Origin of the sequence: Bifidobacterium choloepi (assembly GCF_010667615.1) — a bacterium.
GTDB classification, from domain to species: Bacteria; Actinomycetota; Actinomycetes; order Actinomycetales; family Bifidobacteriaceae; genus Bifidobacterium; species Bifidobacterium choloepi.
The window spans coordinates 174862-193867 of sequence record NZ_VYSG01000001.1; the positions used below are offsets into that span (position 1 = coordinate 174862).

Here is a 19006-nt window from a genome sequence, read left to right on the forward strand (position 1 = left end):
GTCAGCGGGCTCCTTCCATCACGGCGGCGTAGGTCTGGTCCCAGACGCCTGGTTCGTTGAAATCGACGTGGTCGGCCTCGGCCTGTTCCATCGCCTCGGTCATCGCGACATAGGTCTTCGGCACGACGTGCGTGAAGCGCGCGCGGGCGTTGTCCCAGTCGGCGAGCAGCGTTCCGGCGAACGCCGAGCCGGTCTCCTTCGCGTGCTGCGCGACAAGCGCCCGCACGACCGTCGCGGTCGAATCGTCCAGCTTCTCGAACAGCAGCGCGCCGGCGCGGGCGTCCGGATTGACCTTGTCCATGTCGAGGTCGAGGACGTAGCAGTGGCCGCCGGAGAAGCCGGCGCCGAAGTTGCGGCCGGTCGGGCCGAGCACGACGACGGTGCCGCCGGTCATGTATTCGCAGCCGTGGTCGCCGACGCCCTCGACGACGAACGTCGCGCCGCCGTTGCGCACGCCGAAGCGTTCGCCGGCGCGGCCGGCAACGAACATCTGGCCGCTCGTCGCGCCGAAGCCGGTGACGTTGCCGGCGATGACGTTCTCGTGCGGATCGAACGTGACGTTGGCCGGCGCCTTGACGACGATGCGTCCGCCGGACAGGCCCTTGCCGGCGTAGTCGTTGACCTCGCCGACAATCCGCAGCGTCTCGCCGCGCGGAATGAACGCGCCGATCGACTGGCCGCCGGAACCGTGCAGCGTCATGTCGATCGTGTCGTCCGGCAGGCCGTCCTCGCCGTACGCCTTCGTGATCTCGTAACCGACCATCGTGCCGAGCGTGCGGTTGACGTTGCGGATCGGCAGGTCGATCGTCACCTTCTCCTTGCGCTTCAGGGCCGGTTCGGCCAGCGCGACGAGCTTGTTGTCGAGCGCCTTGTCGAGCTCGTGGTTCTGGTCGATCGTCTTGTGCAGGACGGTGCCCGGCACCGGGCCCGGCTGCATCAGCACGTTCGTCAGGTCGATGCCTTCCGACTTCCAGCGACGCACGGCCTCGTCCTGGTCGAGGCACTCGACGTGTCCGACGGCTTCCTCGAGCGTCCTGAAGCCGAGCTGCGCGAGGATCTCGCGCACTTCCTCGGCGATGAACATGAAGAAGTTGATGACGTGTTCGGGCTTGCCGGTGAACCGGGCGCGCAGCTCCGGATCCTGCGTGGCGACGCCCTGCGGGCACGTGTTCTTCTGGCATGCGCGCATCATCACGCAGCCCTCGACGATCAGCGCGGCTGTCGCGAAGCCGAATTCCTCGGCGCCGAGCAGCGCGGCGACGACAACGTCGCGGCCGGTCTTGAGCTCGCCGTCGCACTGGACGGTGACGCGGGAGCGCAGGCCGTTGAGGATCAGCGTCTGCTGCGTTTCCGACAGGCCGATCTCCCACGGCGTGCCGGCATGGCGGATGGCGTTGAGCGGGGCCGCGCCGGTGCCGCCGTCATAGCCGGAGATCAGCACGACGTCGGCATGGCACTTGGCCACGCCGGCCGCGATCGTGCCGACGCCGAACTCGGAGACGAGCTTGACATGGACGCGGGCCTTCGGATTGCTCATCTTCGCGTCGTTGATGAGCTGCTTGAGGTCCTCGATCGAGTAGATGTCGTGGTGCGGCGGCGGCGAGATCAGCTCGGTGCCCGGCGTCGCGTGGCGGACCTTCGCGATCCACGGCGGTACCTTGGCTCCCGGCAGGTGGCCGCCCTCGCCCGGCTTGGCGCCCTGGGCGAGCTTGATCTGCAGGTCGGTGGCGTGGACGAGGTAGTTCGACGTCACGCCGAAGCGGGCCGACGCGATCTGCTTGATCTTCGAGCAGCGCAGCGGGTCGACGAGGCGGTCGAGCGATTCGCCGCCCTCGCCGGAATTCGAGCGGGCGCCGATCGTGTTCATCGCGATGGCGAGCGTCTCGTGGGCTTCCTGCGAGATGGAGCCGTACGACATCGCGCCGGTCGAGAAGCGCTTGACGATCTCGGTGGCCGGCTCGACTTCGGAGATGTCGACCGGCTTCCTGGTCGGCGTGAACTTCATCAGGCCGCGCAGCGTCATCAGGCGGTTCGACGTGTCGTTGATGTGGTGCGAATACTGCTTGAACATGTCGTAGTCGCCGCGCTGCGTCGACTGCTGCAGCAGGAAAATCGCCTCGGGATCGTTAAGGTGGTCCTCGCCGGTGCGACGCCACTTGTAGTCGCCGCCGGTGCGCAACTGGCGGTGCGGTGTCGCCGTCCACTGGGTCGGATAGGCCACGCGGTGGCGGATGGCGACTTCCTCGGCGAGATCGTCGAGCAAGGCGCCGGAGACGCGCGAGACGGTGCCGGCGAAGTAGTCGTCGATGACCTCGTCGTCGAGGCCGACGGCCTCGAACAGCTGGGCGCCGCGGTACGACATGATCGTCGAGACGCCCATCTTCGACATGATCTTGAGCACGCCGGTCGACAGTGCCTTCTTGAGGTTCTCGACGGCTCGCTCCGGCGGCACGGACACGTAGCCGTCGCGCGCCAGCTCCTCGACCGAGTCGAGCGCCAGGTACGGGTTGACGGCGGCCGCGCCGTAGGCGATGAGCAGCGCGACGTGGTGGATCTCGCGCACGTCGCCGGTCTCGACGACCATCGAGATCTTCGTGCGGTTGTGGTTGTCGACGAGATGGTGCTGGACGGCGCTCGTCAGCAGCAGCGACGGGATCGGCGCCCACGTGTGGTTCGAGTCGCGGTCGGACAGGATCAGGAAGTTCTTGCCGTCGGCGATCGCCGCGTCGATTTCCGCGTAGATTTCCGCCATGCGCTCGCGCAGCGCCTTGCCGCCGCCGTCGACCTGGTACAGGCCCTTGACGACGTACGGCCGGTAGTAGCCGTCGAGTTCCTTCGCGCGGTCGAGTCGCTTCAGCTGGCTCATCTGGACCGAGTCGAGCACCGGCTGCGGGATGAGGATCTTCTTGGCGTGCAGCGGCGAGTCCTCGAGCAGGTTCGGCTCGGGACCGATCGCCGATTCGAGCGACGTGACGATCTTCTCGCGTTCCCAGTCGAGCGGCGGGTTCGTGACCTGCGCGAACTTCTGCTGGAAGTAGTCGAACAGCATGCGGCTGCGTCCGGACAGCACCGACAGCGGGGTGTCGTTGCCCATCGAGCCGAGCGGCTCCTTGCCGGTGTTGGCCATTGGCGTCAGGACGATCTTCAGGTCTTCCTCGGTGTAGCCGAACGCGCGCTGGCGGCGGACGACCGAGTGGTTGTTGTAGTTGATGTGCTCGCGCGCCGGCAGTTCCTCCATGCCGACGGTGTTGCCGTCGATCCACTGGCGGTACGGATGCTGGTGGGCGAGCTTCTGCTTGATTTCGTCGTCGGGGACGATTCGTCCGGCGGCGGTGTCCACGAGGAACATCCTGCCCGGCTCGAGCCTGCCCTTGGCGGCGATGTTCTCGTCCGGCGTCTGCGGGAGCACGCCGGCTTCGGAGGCGAGGACGACGTAGCCGTCCTTCGTCACCTGCCAGCGGCCGGGGCGGAAACCGTTGCGGTCGAGCACGGCGCCGACGAGCGTGCCGTCGGTGAAGATGATGTCGGCCGGACCGTCCCATGGCTCGATCAGCGTGTTGTTGTATTCGTAGAAGGCGCGGACGTCGGGGTCGAGGTCGGGATCCTTCTCCCAGGCCGGCGGCACCATCATCAGGATGGCGTGCGGCAGCGAGCGGCCGGCGAGGTGCAGCAGCTCGAGGACCTCGTCGAAGCTGCCGGAATCCGAGTAGCCGGGCGTCAGGATCGGCAGCAGGTCCTTGATGTCGCCGAGCAGCGGCGAGTCGAGGCTGCCTTCGCGGGCCTTGAGCCAGTTGCGGTTGCCCTGGATCGTGTTGATCTCGCCGTTGTGGGCGAGCAGGCGGAACGGCTGGGCCAGCGGCCAGCTCGGGAACGTGTTCGTCGAGAAACGCGAATGGACGGTGGCGATCGTCGCCTTCATGCGCTCGTCGGACAGGTCCGGGAAGAACGGGACGAGCTGCATTGTCGTCAGCATGCCCTTGTAGGTGATCGTGCGGGACGAGAGCGACGCGAAGTAGACGCCGACTTCGTGCTCCACGCGCTTGCGCACGCGGAACGTCCTGCGGTCGAGGTCGATGCCGGCGAGCTTGCGTTCGGGGTCGGCGAGGACAAGCGTCTTGAAGCCCGGCATGCTGGCCAGCGCCTGCAGCCCCAGGCCGTCCGGATTCGTCGGCACCACGCGCCAGGCGAGCACTTCGAGGCCCTCCTCGGCGGCAATCGCGGCGATGGCCTGCTCCTGCTGGCCGGACGTGGCGATGTCGCGGTCGAGGAACGCGATGCCGGCGGCATAGTGGCCCGGCTCCGGCAACTCGACGTCGACCGTCGCTCGCATGAATTCATCGGGCATGCTCATCAGGATGCCGGCGCCGTCGCCGGTGTTCTCCTCGGCGCCGACGGCGCCGCGGTGGTTGAGGTTCACGAGCACCTCGATCGCGTCCTCGACAATCCTGCGTTCGGGCTTGCCGTTCAGCGTCGTGACCATGCCCACGCCGCAGGCATCGTGCTCGGCGGCCGGATCGTACAGTCCATCGGGACGATGGACCGTCAAGTCTAGCGGGGCTCCAAATGTCACCTCTATCACCTCTCTTTGGTCACGTGCCGGCCGGGCCGGCACAAATTGCCTTCACAGACTAGCGAACCCGCCGGGGCGCCAAGGCGGCGTGTCCATATACCGGCGACGCCGGCCTTGTCAACCGTTTCCGCCGATTTTTCACGATCCAACCACGGCGGCCGGCGGTGTCCCGGCACCGAAGTGCCATTCTAGGAAACGAAATGTTACGACAAGAGAAACTGCCCCCTTTCTGGAATCTCTCCGGAACCAATTACCCCGAGGCCGCTCATTCGACGGACCCCAGCGCCCCGAGCATGTCAAGATCGCGCAGCCGGCAGTGGACGACGGCGCCGAGGCCGGCGAGCACGGCGACGACGAGCAGCGCCGGCACGGCGAACGCCATCCACGAGGCCGCCGGATCAAACATGACGTCGGCCGGCGTCACCTCGGCGATGATGTAGCGGCGCAGCAGCTCGCCGGACGCGAAGCCGGCGAGGATGCCGGCGACGGACAGCCACGCCGTTTCGCGGTAGATGTACAGCGTCGTCTCGCGGTCGGTGAAGCCGAGCACCTTGACCGTCGACAGCTCTCGCAGCCGCTCGGCGACGTTGAGGTTTGTCAGGTTGTAGAGGATGACGCAGGCGAGCAGCACGGCGACGATGACGAGCACCGTCATGATCATGTCGAGGGCGTTGACGACGCGCCCGACCTGCTGTCTGGTCGCCGTGTCCTGCACCACGCTCCTGACCCCGTCGAGCGCCGTCAGCGCGGCGGCCGTCGTCGCGACGTCGTCGCCGGTACTGTCGCCGGTCCCGTCGAGGTTGGCGATGAAGGCGTTCGGTTCGTAGTCGGCGCCGAATACCGCCTCGTAGCCATCGGCGGTGAGGAACGCGAAGTGGCCGATGTACATTTCGGCGGTGCCGCCGAGAGTCATCGTCCGGTCGATGCCGGACGAGTCGCGCACGGTGAACGTCTCTCCCACTGCCATGCCAAGCAGGTCGGCCAGTCCCTCGCTGGCGACGACGGCGTTGTCGGTCAGCACGACCGGCTCGCCGGACACGCGGTCGCGCAGCGTCATGAACGACGTGAAGTTGAACGCGTCGTCGGTCGCGATCATCGTGATCGCCTGCTTGCCGTCGTCGGCCGTCTCGACGACGAGTTCCTCGTAGCGGATGCGTGCCGCGTCGGCGGCGCCGTCGAGCGCGGCGGCGATCTCGTCGGACTGGGCGTCCGAGTTGTCGCTGCGCTCGGCGACGATCAGGTCGTAGTGGACAATCGGTCCGAACTGGCTTGCCTCGATGCCGCGGATGGACGCCTGCACGCCAAGTCCGGCGACGAGCATCGCGACAGCGCCGCAGACGCCGAACACCGTCATCGCCATCCTGGACTTGTACCGGAAAATGTTGCGGGCCGTCACCTTGTGCGCGAAGTCGAGCCGTCGCCAGACGGGGCCGACATGCTCGAGCAGGATGGTCGAGCCGTTCGCCGGCGGCTTCGGCCGCATGAGCTCAGCCGGTGGCCGGCGCAGCCTGGACATCGCGACGAGCACGGCCGGCAGCACGGCGGACAGCCAGCCGAGCAGCACGGCGACGAGCGTGACGGCCGGATGGAACCGCAGCTGGATCGTCGGCAGCACGAACGCGTCGCCGTAGGCGGCGTGGACGATGAGCGGCATCAGCACGTGGCCGGCGACGACGCCGACGAGCGTGCCGGCCGTCGACGCCAGGAAGCCGTAGGCGGCGAACATCGCCATGACGTCGGCGTTCGAGTAGCCGAGCGCCTTGAGCGTGCCGCATTCGCCGCGCTCCTCGTCGACCATCCTGCCCATCGTCGTGAACGTGACGAGCGCGGCGACGACGTACAGGAACCAGGGAAAGACCATCGCGAGCTTGCCGACGATCGTGCCGATCGTCAGGTAGATCGAATAGCCCTTCGACGTCAGGCCCTCGGTGCGCGAGCTGACCGAGTAGGCGTCGACGGACAGGTTCGCGAGTCGCTGCTGCGCCGTCGAGATCCGCTCTTCGGCGTCGGCGATCGCCTGTTCGGCGGCCGGCCTGGCGTCCTCGAATTCGGCGAGTTTCGCGGCGTATTCCTCCTCGGCCTTCTCGATGTCGCGCTGGCCGTCGAGCAGGTCGCCGACGCCGTCGGCCAGCTCGCCGGCCGCCTGGTCGACGGCCCCGGCGAGCGACGCGGGCAGGTTCGCGAGTCGTCCGGCGGCCTCGGCGATCGCGTCGGCGTTGTCGAGATAGTCGTCGTCGCCGGACACGAGCTCGGCGGCGGCCATGTTCCAGTCGTCCAGCTTCGCCGCATAGGCCGCGAGTCCCCCGTTGTAGTCGGCGACGGCGGTGTTGTAGGAGTCGAGGGCCGACTGGTACTGGGCGCGGACGGTGTTGTACAGCGACGTCGTCGTACTCGAGGTGGCCGTCGCGGACGAATCGTCGCCGGACAGCCGGTCGTGCCAGGCGGCCAGCACGCCGCCGACGGCGTCGAGCGACGTCTTCGTCGACTCGAGCTGGCTTCTCGCCTCGTCGAGGTCGGCGGCGGCGTCCTGCAGCTGCGTCCACGAGCGGTCGAGCGTGGCCTGCGACGATGCGAGCTTGCGGGCGGCGCCCATCAGCCGCGTCTGCGACGCCGTGATCGTCGCCGTCGCCGAGCCGAGCTGCGCGGCGGCCGACGACAGCGCCGAGACGGCGTCGGCCGTCTGGTCGGCGGCCTTCCTGGCGCCGTCGACGAGCTGGTCCTTGGCCGTCTCGATTGCCGTCTTCGCGTCGGCGAGCTGCTGTTCGGCGTCGGCGAGTTCGGCCTTCGCATCGGCGAGCCGCTCGCGGGCGGCGGCGATCTGTTCGGTGCGGGAGGCGACGATGTCGGCGAGCCGCACGGCCGGACGGTCGGCGAGCCGTGTCTCGAGGTCGGCCTTGTGCGCCTCGACGGCGAGCCGGTAGTCGTCGCCGTCGTAGGACATGCCGGCCGTGTCGTCGAAGACGACGTTGGCGACCATGGTGACGTCGCTGTCGAACGATTCGTCCGTCACGTATCCGTATCCGGACAGTTCGCCGCTGCCGGCTGTCGACTGGCCGAGCGCGGCGCGCGAGACGATGTCACTGGCGTCCGCGAAGCCGACGACGGTGTATTTCGTCGCCGTGAGCACCGTGTCGCCGGCGAGGCCGGCCGGCTCGTCGACGGTGATGGTGCTGCCGACGGCGAACGATTCGCGTTCGCCGGCGCTCAACGCGATTTCGCCGGACTGTTCCGGCATTCGTCCCTCGACGAGCGCGGGCGTGGAGACGGCCTGCGGCAGCGAGAAGATCCTGAGCGCATGGTCGCTGTTGGCGACGACGACATCGGCGAAGTACTGGGATTCGACGATCCTGACGTCATCGGCGGCCGCGATGACGTCGATGTCGTCGTCGGTCAGGCCGTAGTCGCCGACGACGGTGACGTCGGCGAGATTGTGCTCGCCATAGAACGCCGTGCCGGTCGCCACCATGTCGGGACCGGTCACGCTCAGGCCGACGAGCGCGAACGACCCGAGCGCCATCAGCGCGACGATCGACAGGAATCGGCCCCTCGAGGCCGCCAGCGTGCGCGCGAATCGGCGGCGCAGCATCGACTTGCCACGGGCGGGACGGCCGTCACGGCCGGCATGACCGATGTGGCCCGCGTGGCCATGTCGTGGAATTCGACGTCGTTGTCGGGTCATGCGGGGCACCTCCCTCAAGCGTCCGTGCACTGACCGGGATGACGTCTAATTTTAGCCTTGTTTGCGCACCGTCGCGAGCATGCGTTCGAGATAGCCGAGCAACGTGCGCCGTTCGTCCGGCGACAGGCAGGCGACCATCGATTCGGTTGTCGTCTCCTCGGTACCGAGCGTTGCGGCGACCTCGTGGCCCTTGCGCGTGAGGCTGACGAGCATCATGCGGTTGTCGGCGGCGGAGGGTTCGCGCACGAGGAAGCCGCCGGCCTCGAGTTTCTTGACGACTTCGGCGACGGCCTGCCGGCTCAGTCCGAGCCGCAGCGCAAGGTCGCGCTGGCTGACGCGTCGGCCGAGCCTGAGGGCCATCAGCACGCGGCCCTGGCCCCGCATCGGGTTGAACAGTCGCGCCTGGCGGCCGGCGGCCGACTTGACATGTTCGCGCACGGTCCGGTAGGCAGCGATGCGGGCGATCCGGTTGAGGTCCTCGACGATCGACTCCTCGATGTCGCGGCCCGTCTCCCCGGCGACGTCGCCGTCGTCCGGAGCGGCTGCGATGTCGGCATTGCCGGGGATTCGCGAAGCGTTAGACATCGCCGAAGCGTCGGACGTTGCCGCGACATCCGGCACGATGACGTCGCCGGGAACGACGACGTCCCCGTTCGCGGCGCTCATTCGTCACCCCACGAGGCGTCGCTGGCGCCACTGTCAGCAAGGTCCTCGGCGATCGCTTCGGCGGCCGCCATGCCGGCCATGCCGCCCATCGCCGCGGCCGCTTCGGCCTGAGCCTGCGCCTGGGCCTGGGCCTCGGCTTCCTCGGCCTCGGCGAATCGCGTTTCGGCGGCGCGGTAGCGTTCCATCATGTTGTGCTGCAGGTCGATCGAGCTCGGCGGCGTCCACGACAGCGCGTTGGCGCCGGCGACGATCGTCGCGGCCATCGAGTCGTCGGTGCCGCCGCCGCTCGCGAGGATCGGCAGCGTCGGATGCACCGCGCGCACCTCGCGCACGACATCGGCCGTGCGCCGGCCGGCCGCGATGTTGATGATCGCGGCGCCGGCGGCGATTTTTTCCTCGAGCGTCTCGTCATAGGTCGTCACCGTCGCGATGACCGGAATGTTGACGATGCGCGCGACGTCGGCGACGGTCTCGGCCGGCGACGGCGCGTTGAGGATGACGCCGGCGGCGCCCTGCATCTCGGCTGTCATGGCCAGCTGGAGCACGCGCGGACCGGTCGTCGTGCCGCCGCCGACGCCGACGAACAGCGGAGCCTGCGCGACGGCCAGCAATGCCGACGTGATGACGGGTTCGCCGGTGAACGGGTAGACGGCGAGGATGGCGTCGGCATTCGTGTTGCGGATGACGGCGACGTCGGTCGAGTACGCGAACGTGTGCAGGTCGCGTCCCTGGACGCGGATGCCGGAACAGCACGCCGCGATGTCCGGCACGCGGGCCGCCGTCGAGCTGATCCTGTTCTCGATCGGCGCCAGGCCGACCGCTTCCGGCAGCGCCCCGGGCACCGCGACGATTTCGTTTTCCATGCACCCCTCCATGACATCGGGAATCCGTCTTTGACTGACAATCATTCTCGATGATCGGCCAGAAATTGTCAAGTACTTGACAATGCGTGTCTTGCACCAGTACCGGTTATAGCCGATCCTGTTGCGCCGCCGGTGAAAGGTCCCCTTTCCCGCATGCCATTCCAGCTGCATGTCGCCAGCCCGGGATGCGACCACGGAATGGCAGCACACATGGGAGAAGTCCTGAATCCTAGAGGTATTCCATCAGGTCGGTGATGATCGCGTCGTTGAGCAGGCGTCCGCGACGGGTGGGGATGGCGCGGCCGTTCTCGACGGTTAGCAGGCCGTCGTGCACGAAGTTGTCCCACGTCCGCGGCGGCACGATGCCTTCGGTCTGGGCCATGTCGAAGCCGTCGCGGATGCGCAGGCCGAGCATCAGGCGTTCCTCGAAGTCCTCGGTCATGTCGATCGTCTCGCTGTCGGCCCACGGCAGGCGGCCCGCGTTGATCGCCGTCGCCCACCGCTTCGGATGGGCGATGTCCCAGCTGCGCAGTCCGGCGACGGCATGGGCGTTGCCCTGCGCCGTCTCGACGGCGTCGCCGTCCGGCTCGTTGCGCGGCGCGGCACCGACGGGGATGCCCGGCAACCCGTCGTCGTTCCGGCCGGTGGCGCGGAATACGCCGGCGTTGCGGGAATCGTCCAAATCGCCCGAATCGTTCACGCCGAAATTCCTGCCGTCGGCGGCGTTGACGTGCGAATGGGCGCCGGGGCCGAGACCGGCCCAGTCGACGTTTCTCCAGTAGCCGAGGTTGTGGCGGCTTTCGTAGCCGGGGCGCGCCCAGTTGCTCACCTCGTACCATTGCAGGCCCGCGGCCGACAGCATTTCGTCGGCGATGTCGTACTTGGCGGCCTCGTCGTCGTCGTCCGGCTTCGGCAACGTGCCGGCGGCGATCTGCCGGCCCATTTTCGTCGTCGGCTCGACGGTTAGCGCGTACGCGGAAATGTGGTCGACGCCGAGGTCGATCGCCGTTTTCAGCGACGTGCGCCAGTCGTCGAGGCTCTCCCCCGGTGCTCCGTAGATCAGGTCGACCGACGAGCGCAGGCCGGCGGCGTTCGCTGCCTCGACGCCGGCGGCGACGTTCGCCGGCGTGTGCGTGCGATCGAGCGTCTCCAGCACGTGCGGGACTGCCGACTGCATGCCGAACGAGATGCGCGTGAAGCCGCCGTCGGCGAGCTCGCGGATGTAGTCGGCGTCGACGGTGTCCGGATTGGCTTCCGTCGTGATCTCGGCGCCGTCCTCGACGCCCCACGTCTCGCGAATGCCGTCGAGCATGCGCACGAGGTCGGCGGCCGGCAGGATCGTCGGCGTGCCGCCGCCGAAGAACACCGTCGCAGCCGGCGGCTCGGCGACGCCGTGTTCCAGCTGCCACTGCTTCACGAGCGCCATTTCGCGACGCGCCATCGTCGCGTAGTTGACCCGCGACGCGCCGGCGCCGAGGTCGCTCGCCGTGTACGTGTTGAAATCGCAGTACCCGCATCGCCGCATGCAGAAGGGGACATGAATGTAGACTTCGAACACGGAACGATCCTCCCAGGCCGGCGCACAGAACAGGTTCCACTATAACGCGCGGCCGGGCGGGAGAAAGTCACGTCCGCGAACTCCCGCCGCCGGAAGCCGTCATCCCCTTTCCCGCCGACTAGAGCGACAGGAAGTACTCGTGCAGCCTGGTATCTTCCGTGAGCTCCGGATGGAACGCCGTCGCGAGGACATTGCCCTGCCGCAGCGCGACGACGTTGCCGTCGACTTCGGCGACGACATGCGCCTCGGATCCGACTTGCGCGACGAAAGGCCCGCGGATGAAGACGACCGGGAAGTCGGCGATCCGCGAATCGTCACCGAGGGTCAGCGTCGCCGTCGTCGCGAAACTTCCCAGTTGGCGTCCGTACGCGTTGCGGCGGACGGTTGCGTCCAGCGCCGCGAAGTAGACGTTGGGATCGTTGTCGAGATGGCTGGCAAGCAGGATCATGCCGGCGCAGGTGCCGAAGACCGGCATGCCGTCGGCGATTCGGGCGGCGATCGGCTCCATCAGTCCAGTCGACTTGAGCAGCTTGCCCTGCGTGGTGCTTTCACCGCCGGGCAGGATGAGGCGGCCGATCGAGTCGTCGAGATCGTCGAGGTCGCGGACGAGTCGCCACGGGGCGCCGAGGCGGTCGAGCATGGCGGCGTGTTCGGCGAAGGCACCCTGGAGGGCGAGGATGCCGGTCACTTCGCCGGATCCCGGCGTCCCGCCGCTCGGATCACCATCTGTCCGGGAGTGTTCGCGGGTGATGTATTCGGCGCTGACGACCATCGGTCACTCTCCGCGGGCGGCCATGATCGTCTCGATTTCGTCCTCGTTGATGCCGACCATCGCCTCGCCGAGGTTTTCGGACAGGCGGGCGAGCAGGTCGGCGTCGCGCCAGTTGGCGGTCGCCTGGACGATAGCGGCGGCACGCTTGGCCGGGTCGCCGGACTTGAAGATGCCGGAGCCGACAAAGACGCCCTCGGCGCCGAGTTCCATCATGAGCGCCGCGTCGGCCGGGGTGGCGACGCCGCCTGCGGCGAAGTTGACGACGGGAAGGCGGCGGTTCTCGTGGACGTAGAGGGCGAGCTCGTACGGCACGGCGAGTTTCTTGGCGGCCTCGTAGACTTCGTCGTCGCGCAGCGCGGCGAGCTCGCCGATCTCGCGGTTCATCGTGCGCATGTGACGGACGGCCTGGATGACGTCGCCGGTGCCGGGTTCGCCCTTGGTGCGAATCATCGCCGCGCCTTCCCCGATGCGGCGCAGCGCCTCGCCGAGGTTCTTCGCGCCGCAGACGAACGGCACGTCGAACATGCGCTTGTCGATGTGATAGACGTCGTCGGCCGGGCTCAGTACCTCGGATTCGTCGATGTAGTCGATCTCGATGGCCTGCAGGATGCGCGCCTCGGCGATGTGTCCGATGCGCACCTTCGCCATGACCGGAATGGACACGGCTTCCTGGATGCCCTTGATCATCGCCGGGTCGGACATGCGGGAGACGCCGCCCGCCGCGCGGATGTCGGCCGGGATGCGCTCGAGCGCCATGACGGCGCATGCGCCGGCATCCTCGGCAATGCGCGCCTGCTCGGGCGTGGTGACGTCCATGATGACGCCGCCCTTGAGCATTTGCGCGAGGTTCTTGTTGAGTTCGTTGCGGTTTGCCGTTGCGGTCATGTCGCTCCTTGATAGACCTCTTGCTCTCGGGTTACGCTGCCGTAACCGTTCGCCATGCAACCTATCACGTTTCCACGGGACATGGGACGATTCTTCCGCCTCCGGGTATCACCAAAATCTATAGCCGGCAACAGCGGCTCGCCTGCATGTGCACATGTCGTCCTGATGTCACGAACAAGCCGGCGACCGCCTATCTGGTTCCGGGAACTTCCCGTTCCATCAGCACGTCCCGCTGGCGATCGTCTCCGAGCACGAAGACATGGTCGCCAAACGGGCGGAAGCCCCGGTGTTCGTAGAATCCGCGCGCGGCGTCATTGTGTTCCCAGACGCCGAGCCAGACGCGTCGCTTGTCCAGCCGGGCAGCGCGTGCCAGCGCCTCGTCCATCAGCAGGCCGCCAATGCCGAGTCCCTTGAACCGGCGCAGCAGGTAGATACGTTCGACTTCCAGCGAATCGGCGCCCTGCTTCTCCGTCTGGGCGGCGCCGACATTCGTCTTGAGATATCCCGCCGGCTCGCCGTCGACATACGCGACGGCAAACGCCGAATCCGGATTTTCCAGTTCCGCACGCACCCGCTCGGCGGAGAACGACTCGGCCAGGTATCGTTCCATGTCCTCGGCAGTGTTGTCGGCCGCGAACGTCTCCGTGAAGCACTGCGCTCCAAGTGTCCTGACCACTTCGAGATCGGCGCCGGTCGCGGTCTTCACCAGTACGTTGTCCCTCGTCGGCATTCCGTTCTTCTTCAGCATGGCAGGGCATCCTCCTTGCCGATGTGTCGCAGGACCCGCGCAGGATTGCCGACGGCGACGACGTTGGCCGGAATGTCCTTCGTGACGACGGAGCCGGCGCCGATCACCGAATTCTCGCCGATCGTCACTCCGGGACAGACGATGACACCGCCGCCGAGCCACACGTTGTCGCCGATCGTGATCGGCTTGGCGGCTTCGAGCTTGTCGCGGCGCGGCTGCGGGTCGATCGGATGGACCGGCGTAAGCAGCTGGACGTTCGGACCGATCTGGCAGTCCTCGCCGATGACGATCGGCTGCACATCGAGCGCCGTCAGGTTGTAGTTGACGAACGTGCGGTCGCCGATCGAGATGTTCTCGCCGTAGTCGACGTACAGCGGCGGCTTGACATACGCGCCGTCGCCGAGATGGCCGACGAGCTGTTCGAGAATCTTGCGCGAGTCCGGCTCGCCGTCGACTTCGGCCCGGTAGTATTCGTCGGCGAGCTGGACGGCCTTCCTCGCGATCCGCTCGTTGTCGGGATCGTCCGCAATGTAGAAGTCGCCGTCCAGCATGCGCTGCCTGTTCGTGCGGTTGTCACCGGCAAAGTAATCGGTCATGATGTCGCATCCCCCTTCAAGATCATGCGATGCACACGATAGCGTACAGGCCGTATCGGCTCGGAATTCACAGCGCCGAGGGCTTCTCCCGGACTCCGGCGGCCATCAGCTGCTTGCTGGCGTCCTTGCCCAGTTCCTCGCTGACCGGGGCGGTCAGGTCGGACAGGACGCGGACGTTGTAGCCGAGCCTGGCGGCATCCAGCGCCGTGTCCTTGACGCAGTGGGACTGGGCGAGGCCGACGACGTCGACGTCGAGGATCATCGCGTCGTCGAGCAGGTTGGCGAGCGTGGCGCCGGCTTCCTGCGCGGCCTCGACTTCCTCGCGCGTCGGCAGGGCGTCGGCGCGGTTGTCCTCCACGCCCTCGAATCCCGAATAGGCCGCCGAGTACTGGCCCTTCTTGAAGTGGTGAACCGGCGTGGCGAATGGATCGTCCGCGGGGAACGTGGCCGCCAGCGCCTTGGCGACGGCCGGATGGATGGCGGCGTTCGGTGAGCCGGCGACGCCGTGCACCGGCCACGTGTCGACGAAGTCCGGCTCCTCCGACCAGTGCGACCCCGGCTCGACATGCCAGTCCTGCGTGGTGGCGATGACGGTGTAGTCCTTGCCGAACCGGCGAATATACTTGCCGATCCGTTCGGCCACGGCGTTGCCGCCGGCGACGGCGAGTTCGCCGCCTTCGCAGAACGTGGGCTGGACGTCGACGATGATGAGTGCGCGGGTCATGGACAGTCCTTCCTGATGTGTCCCGGTGAATGTTCGCTGTCCCCAATCTACCGCAAGAACGGGGCAACAATGTCCCTATGATGGCCGGTATGGATTGGCAGCATGTCGAACACGGCTTCGGGCCGCTCTGGAACAACAACTCACGGGTTCTGTTTCTCGGAACGATGGCGAGCCCGAAGAGCCGGGAGGCGGGTTTCTTCTACATGCATCCACGCAACCGGTTCTGGCCGATCATGGAGGCGTTGTTCGCCGACATGGACGATCCCGCCGACCGGGTCGGCACGACGGCCGACGAGCGGCGACAATTCGCGCTGCGACACGGCATAGCGCTGTGGGACACGGTGGAATCGTGCGATATCCTCGGCGCCTCCGACTCTTCCATCCGCAATGTCGTGCCGTCCGACCTCGGTCCGATGATCCGGGGATCGAGGATCCGCCACATCTACCCCACCGGCGCCAAGGCAGCCCAGCTATACAAGCGCTACTGTCACCCGATACTCGAATCGGAAGGCCTTGGCGACATTCCGGCAACGCCGCTGCCGTCCACGAGTCCGGCCTACGCCTCGAAGACACTGGACGACCTGATCGGAATGTTCCGGGAACGGATGGATCCGGAGGACCTGTCCGCCTCGCGCGACTAGGCGTTCGACGCCGCCCTTTCCCCGCAATCCGGCTCGAGCGATCTGCCTACTGGTGTTCGCGGTCATACGGTTCCGAGCTCGGCGGATGATTCCTGTTGATATAGTCCCCCATCCCCGGCACCGTGAAGGCGACTTCGCCACGGAGCGGCATGTAGATCAGTCCCTGCTCGATGAGCTGGGCCCTGGTCTTGGAAAGCTGGCTGCTGGTTTTCCCCAGGTACGCGGCAACACCCGCGGACGAAGCCGCATCCCCGCCCACCGCGGCCAATGCCTCCATGTAACGACGTCCCGCGGGAGTCGCGCGCTGCCAACGGGAGTGGTACAGGCCTTCGTCCAGCAGTTCCCGTGCCTCGGGCAGGCCATTCGCCACGGCATCACGGTCCATGGGTGTCGAGCTGGAAGCATCCCAGGCACTGGAACCAAAGGCCTGGATGGCATAGGGATAGCCGTCGGCATACTCCTGCAACGCATCCAGGGCTTCGTCAGTGAAGGAACGACCCGCCTGTCGGGCGGTCTGCTGGAAGACATTCCTCGATTCCTCGCCGGAAAGATTGTCGAGTTGCCGATATCGGAACAGTCGTTCCGCATACGAACGCGATTCGGAAAGCACTCCGGGAAGATTCGGCAGGCCCGCGGCGATGATGTAGAAGGGCAATCCTTCCTGTCCGAGCGTGTGCTGGAGCGTGATGAGCCTTCCCATCATGTCGGGATTCATCTGCTGGAATTCGTCAATGAACAGGAAGAGGCCCCGGTTCGAGCCCTTGAGCGCCTCCGCCAACTTCTCGAGGTTCGAGTAGGGATCGCTTTCCGTCGTGTCGTCGGCAGTGAAGCCAACGGCAAGTTTCAGCGGCAATCCGACTTCCACCGACGCGATGTGCCGTCCGGCTTCGGCAAGGGTTTCTCCGGACGACACTGCTTTCCGTGCACGCTGCACCTGCTCTCGCAGGACGCTGCTTTCCGTCTCCGCGTTGCCGTCGGCTTCCATCTGCATGACAATCATGCCGGCTTCCTCCGCCATTGCGGCAAAGCGCCTGAGCAATACCGTCTTGCCGACCCCGCGCAAGCCGAAGAACACCATGCCGACACCCTGGTATCCAAGGGAGATTTGGCCGAGCAGGGTGCGCATCAGCGTCAACTCGTAATTGCGGCCGGCAAGTTCGACCGGCTGCAGGCCGGCTCCCGGCATGAATGGATTGATCAGGGCCGGAGACTGCGCGGAATTGTCCATGCGATGCCACCTTTCGTCGACTGACTACTGGCTATGCCCAAGTATACCCTTTTATATCTTCGTATACCTTCATATAACCTTATATAGCTTTATATAACCAAAAATCCCTATTGGTTTCCCCGCATTTCCGGAACTGACAGCGGGAATCGTCGGACCCTGGCTGCGTGGTATAGTGGCGTGGGCAAGTCGGGATTGTCGATATGCCAGACAAGTCCCCATTGAAAGGAACCAGGGATTTTGAAGCGCTGACTGCCGGAACCGTGCGCGTGATCGTGCGCACTGCTTCGCGTCAGCCTGCCTGTTTTCATCGGTTCCGGATTTTCCATTGTTCCGCGGCCAAGTCATATTCGCATGCGGATTTCGACATAAGCAGTGCGCCTTGAGAATCAACCTGCGAGGTGCCATGGTGCAGCATATCCACATTCACGATCTCTCCTATACGCCGCCAACTTCCGCCGAACCATTGTTCGCCGGCCTGTCCGCAACATTTTCGACAGGATGGACGGCAATGCTCGGCGACAACGGGATTGGCAAAACCACGTTCTGCCGGCTGGTAGCCGGCGACCTCGAACCGGACAGCGGAGACATCTCCCCCGCGTCCACGCTGGCCGGATGGATCGAACAGCAAACCGACCGGCAACCGTCCAATCTCGACGATTTCGCCGTCGACTGGTCGCAGGAAGCCATGCGGCTGCGGACACTGCTGAATATCGGCGACGACTGGCCGTACCGCTGGAAGTCGCTTTCAGGAGGCGAACGCAAGAAACTGCAGGTGGCCTGCGCATTGTCCGCCGGTCCGGAACTGCTGATCGCCGACGAACCGACGAACCATCTCGACATGTCCACCCGCGATGCGGTAATCCAGGCGCTGCGCCAGTTTGACGGCATCGGCATCGTCATCACGCACGACGTGGCTGTCATCGACAATCTCGCTTCCCGCAGCTATCTGCTGCACCGGGTACATGCCGGCCATCGCAACCATACCGTCATCGATCTGTTTGCCGGCAACTGGGACGACATCTCCAGCCAACTGGACGCACGGAACACCACGCAGCGGCAACAACTGCAACGCAGCCGCCAGGAAGTGCGGCGACTGACGGCGGAACAACACCGGCGTCAGGAGAAAGTGCGTCAGGCAGCCGCCCACAGCCTGCGCACGCCGGACCGGAAGGACCACGACGCCAGCAAGCGGAAAAAGTTCGCAAAGGGCGGTCTGGACGGCGGCGTCGGGCGCAGCGCCGGCCAGCTGGCAGGCAGGATCGCCGACGCCAGGCAAGCCGCGCAGGGCATTGACGTGGCCGCGAAACAGTACACCGGCGACATCGCCGTCAACATCGAACCGAGCATCCGCCGCGAACTGCTCCATCTTGACGCGCAGTTCCTGCCATTCGACGGGGATGGCGGTCTCCATGTGGACGCCGCTTCGTACAACCAGGCGGTATTGGATGGCTGTCGTCTCCATATCGACACCGTTGCGGACGCCACGGGCGTCGCCATTCCGAAGATCAGCGTGGGACCACGCGACCGACTGGTCATCACCGGGACGAATGGTGCCGGAAAAACCACGGTGCTCAACGCATTACTGAACTCCCTGGATCCCGACGTGCCGCATCTGCTCTGCCCGCAGCACACGCCGGATGCCGACCTGCTGCTTGCCCGGTTTGCCGACCATGCGGCCACGCAACGGCAGCAAGTCATCCAGTATTTCGCGGCGTTGAACGGCAAACCGGAAGCCCTGCGGCCGGGAACATCGTTGTCGGCCGGCGAGCGTCGCAAGCTCATGCTCGCACTGGGATTGGTCGCCAAGCCGCAGATCATGGTGTTCGACGAACCGACGAATCATCTTGACCTGTCCAGCAAGCAGGCGCTCGCGACATTGCTGAAGGAGTATCCGGGCGCACTGGTGATCGTCACCCACGACGAACTACTGCTGCGGGAACTGGTCTGCTCATAATCGTTCGTGTGGGCGATATTCCAGTCCATTCTCGGGTAGCATGGCGAAAGTCGCATGAAGCGCTCCGGAATTCGTGAGAATACCGCGAGACATGCACGGATCCGGTTTCCCCATTACCGGCG

13 protein-coding genes are annotated in these 19006 nt (G+C 66.1%); 2 read left to right on the top strand and 11 right to left on the bottom strand.

Annotated features, from left to right (window positions below; all coding sequences use genetic code 11):
* Position 1: 1 nt before the first annotated feature.
* The 10 genes from gltB to F6S87_RS00845 all read right to left on the bottom strand — a co-directional run bounded on the left by gltB (position 2) and on the right by F6S87_RS00845 (position 15061).
* The gene (gene gltB / locus F6S87_RS00800; RefSeq protein WP_163226785.1) at positions 2 to 4570 is read right to left on the bottom strand and encodes a glutamate synthase large subunit; all 4569 of its coding nucleotides are present in this window, start codon (positions 4568 to 4570) and stop codon (positions 2 to 4) included.
* A gap of 265 nt (positions 4571 to 4835) precedes the next feature.
* Entirely contained in the window at positions 4836 to 8249 is a 3414-nt protein-coding gene (locus tag F6S87_RS00805) for an ABC transporter permease (protein WP_231129294.1), read from the bottom strand.
* 51 nt (positions 8250 to 8300) lie between these two features.
* The gene (locus F6S87_RS00810; RefSeq protein ID WP_163226786.1) at positions 8301 to 8915 is read right to left on the bottom strand and encodes a MarR family winged helix-turn-helix transcriptional regulator; all 615 of its coding nucleotides are present in this window, start codon (positions 8913 to 8915) and stop codon (positions 8301 to 8303) included.
* A complete protein-coding gene (locus tag F6S87_RS00815) occupies positions 8912 to 9778 on the bottom strand; it encodes a dioxygenase (protein WP_231129295.1) in 867 nt (288 codons plus the stop codon). Before F6S87_RS00815 ends, F6S87_RS00810 begins: the two co-directional genes overlap by 4 nt.
* A gap of 229 nt (positions 9779 to 10007) precedes the next feature.
* The gene (gene hemW / locus F6S87_RS00820) at positions 10008 to 11336 is read right to left on the bottom strand and encodes a radical SAM family heme chaperone HemW (protein WP_163226787.1); all 1329 of its coding nucleotides are present in this window, start codon (positions 11334 to 11336) and stop codon (positions 10008 to 10010) included.
* Positions 11337 to 11454: 118 nt separating this feature from the next.
* Entirely contained in the window at positions 11455 to 12108 is a 654-nt protein-coding gene (pdxT, locus tag F6S87_RS00825) for a pyridoxal 5'-phosphate synthase glutaminase subunit PdxT (protein WP_163226788.1), read from the bottom strand.
* 3 nt (positions 12109 to 12111) lie between these two features.
* Complete coding sequence (gene pdxS / locus F6S87_RS00830) at positions 12112 to 12993, bottom strand: pyridoxal 5'-phosphate synthase lyase subunit PdxS (RefSeq protein WP_163226789.1); 882 nt, start codon at positions 12991 to 12993, stop codon at positions 12112 to 12114.
* Positions 12994 to 13183: 190 nt separating this feature from the next.
* Positions 13184 to 13741, bottom strand: a complete 558-nt coding sequence (locus F6S87_RS00835) for a GNAT family N-acetyltransferase (protein WP_196779055.1) — start codon at positions 13739 to 13741, stop codon at positions 13184 to 13186.
* Entirely contained in the window at positions 13735 to 14337 is a 603-nt protein-coding gene (locus tag F6S87_RS00840) for a sugar O-acetyltransferase (RefSeq protein ID WP_163226790.1), read from the bottom strand. The genes F6S87_RS00835 and F6S87_RS00840 overlap by 7 nt, the downstream gene beginning before the upstream one ends.
* Positions 14338 to 14404: 67 nt before the next feature.
* Positions 14405 to 15061: an isochorismatase family protein gene (locus tag F6S87_RS00845; RefSeq protein WP_163226791.1), complete on the bottom strand. Its 657-nt coding sequence runs from the start codon at positions 15059 to 15061 to the stop codon at positions 14405 to 14407.
* Positions 15062 to 15150: 89 nt separating this feature from the next.
* Between F6S87_RS00845 and F6S87_RS00850 the strand changes: the two genes are divergently transcribed.
* Complete coding sequence (locus tag F6S87_RS00850) at positions 15151 to 15702, top strand: DNA-deoxyinosine glycosylase (protein WP_163227516.1); 552 nt, start codon at positions 15151 to 15153, stop codon at positions 15700 to 15702.
* Positions 15703 to 15748: 46 nt separating this feature from the next.
* Here F6S87_RS00850 and F6S87_RS00855 read toward each other — a convergent pair whose 3' ends face one another.
* A complete protein-coding gene (locus F6S87_RS00855) occupies positions 15749 to 16930 on the bottom strand; it encodes an ATP-binding protein (RefSeq protein ID WP_163226792.1) in 1182 nt (393 codons plus the stop codon).
* A 403-nt stretch (positions 16931 to 17333) separates the two neighbouring features.
* Here F6S87_RS00855 and F6S87_RS00860 point away from each other — a divergent pair, with 403 nt between their 5' ends.
* A complete protein-coding gene (locus F6S87_RS00860; RefSeq protein WP_163226793.1) occupies positions 17334 to 18884 on the top strand; it encodes an ATP-binding cassette domain-containing protein in 1551 nt (516 codons plus the stop codon).
* The last annotated feature ends 122 nt before the right edge of the window (positions 18885 to 19006 follow it).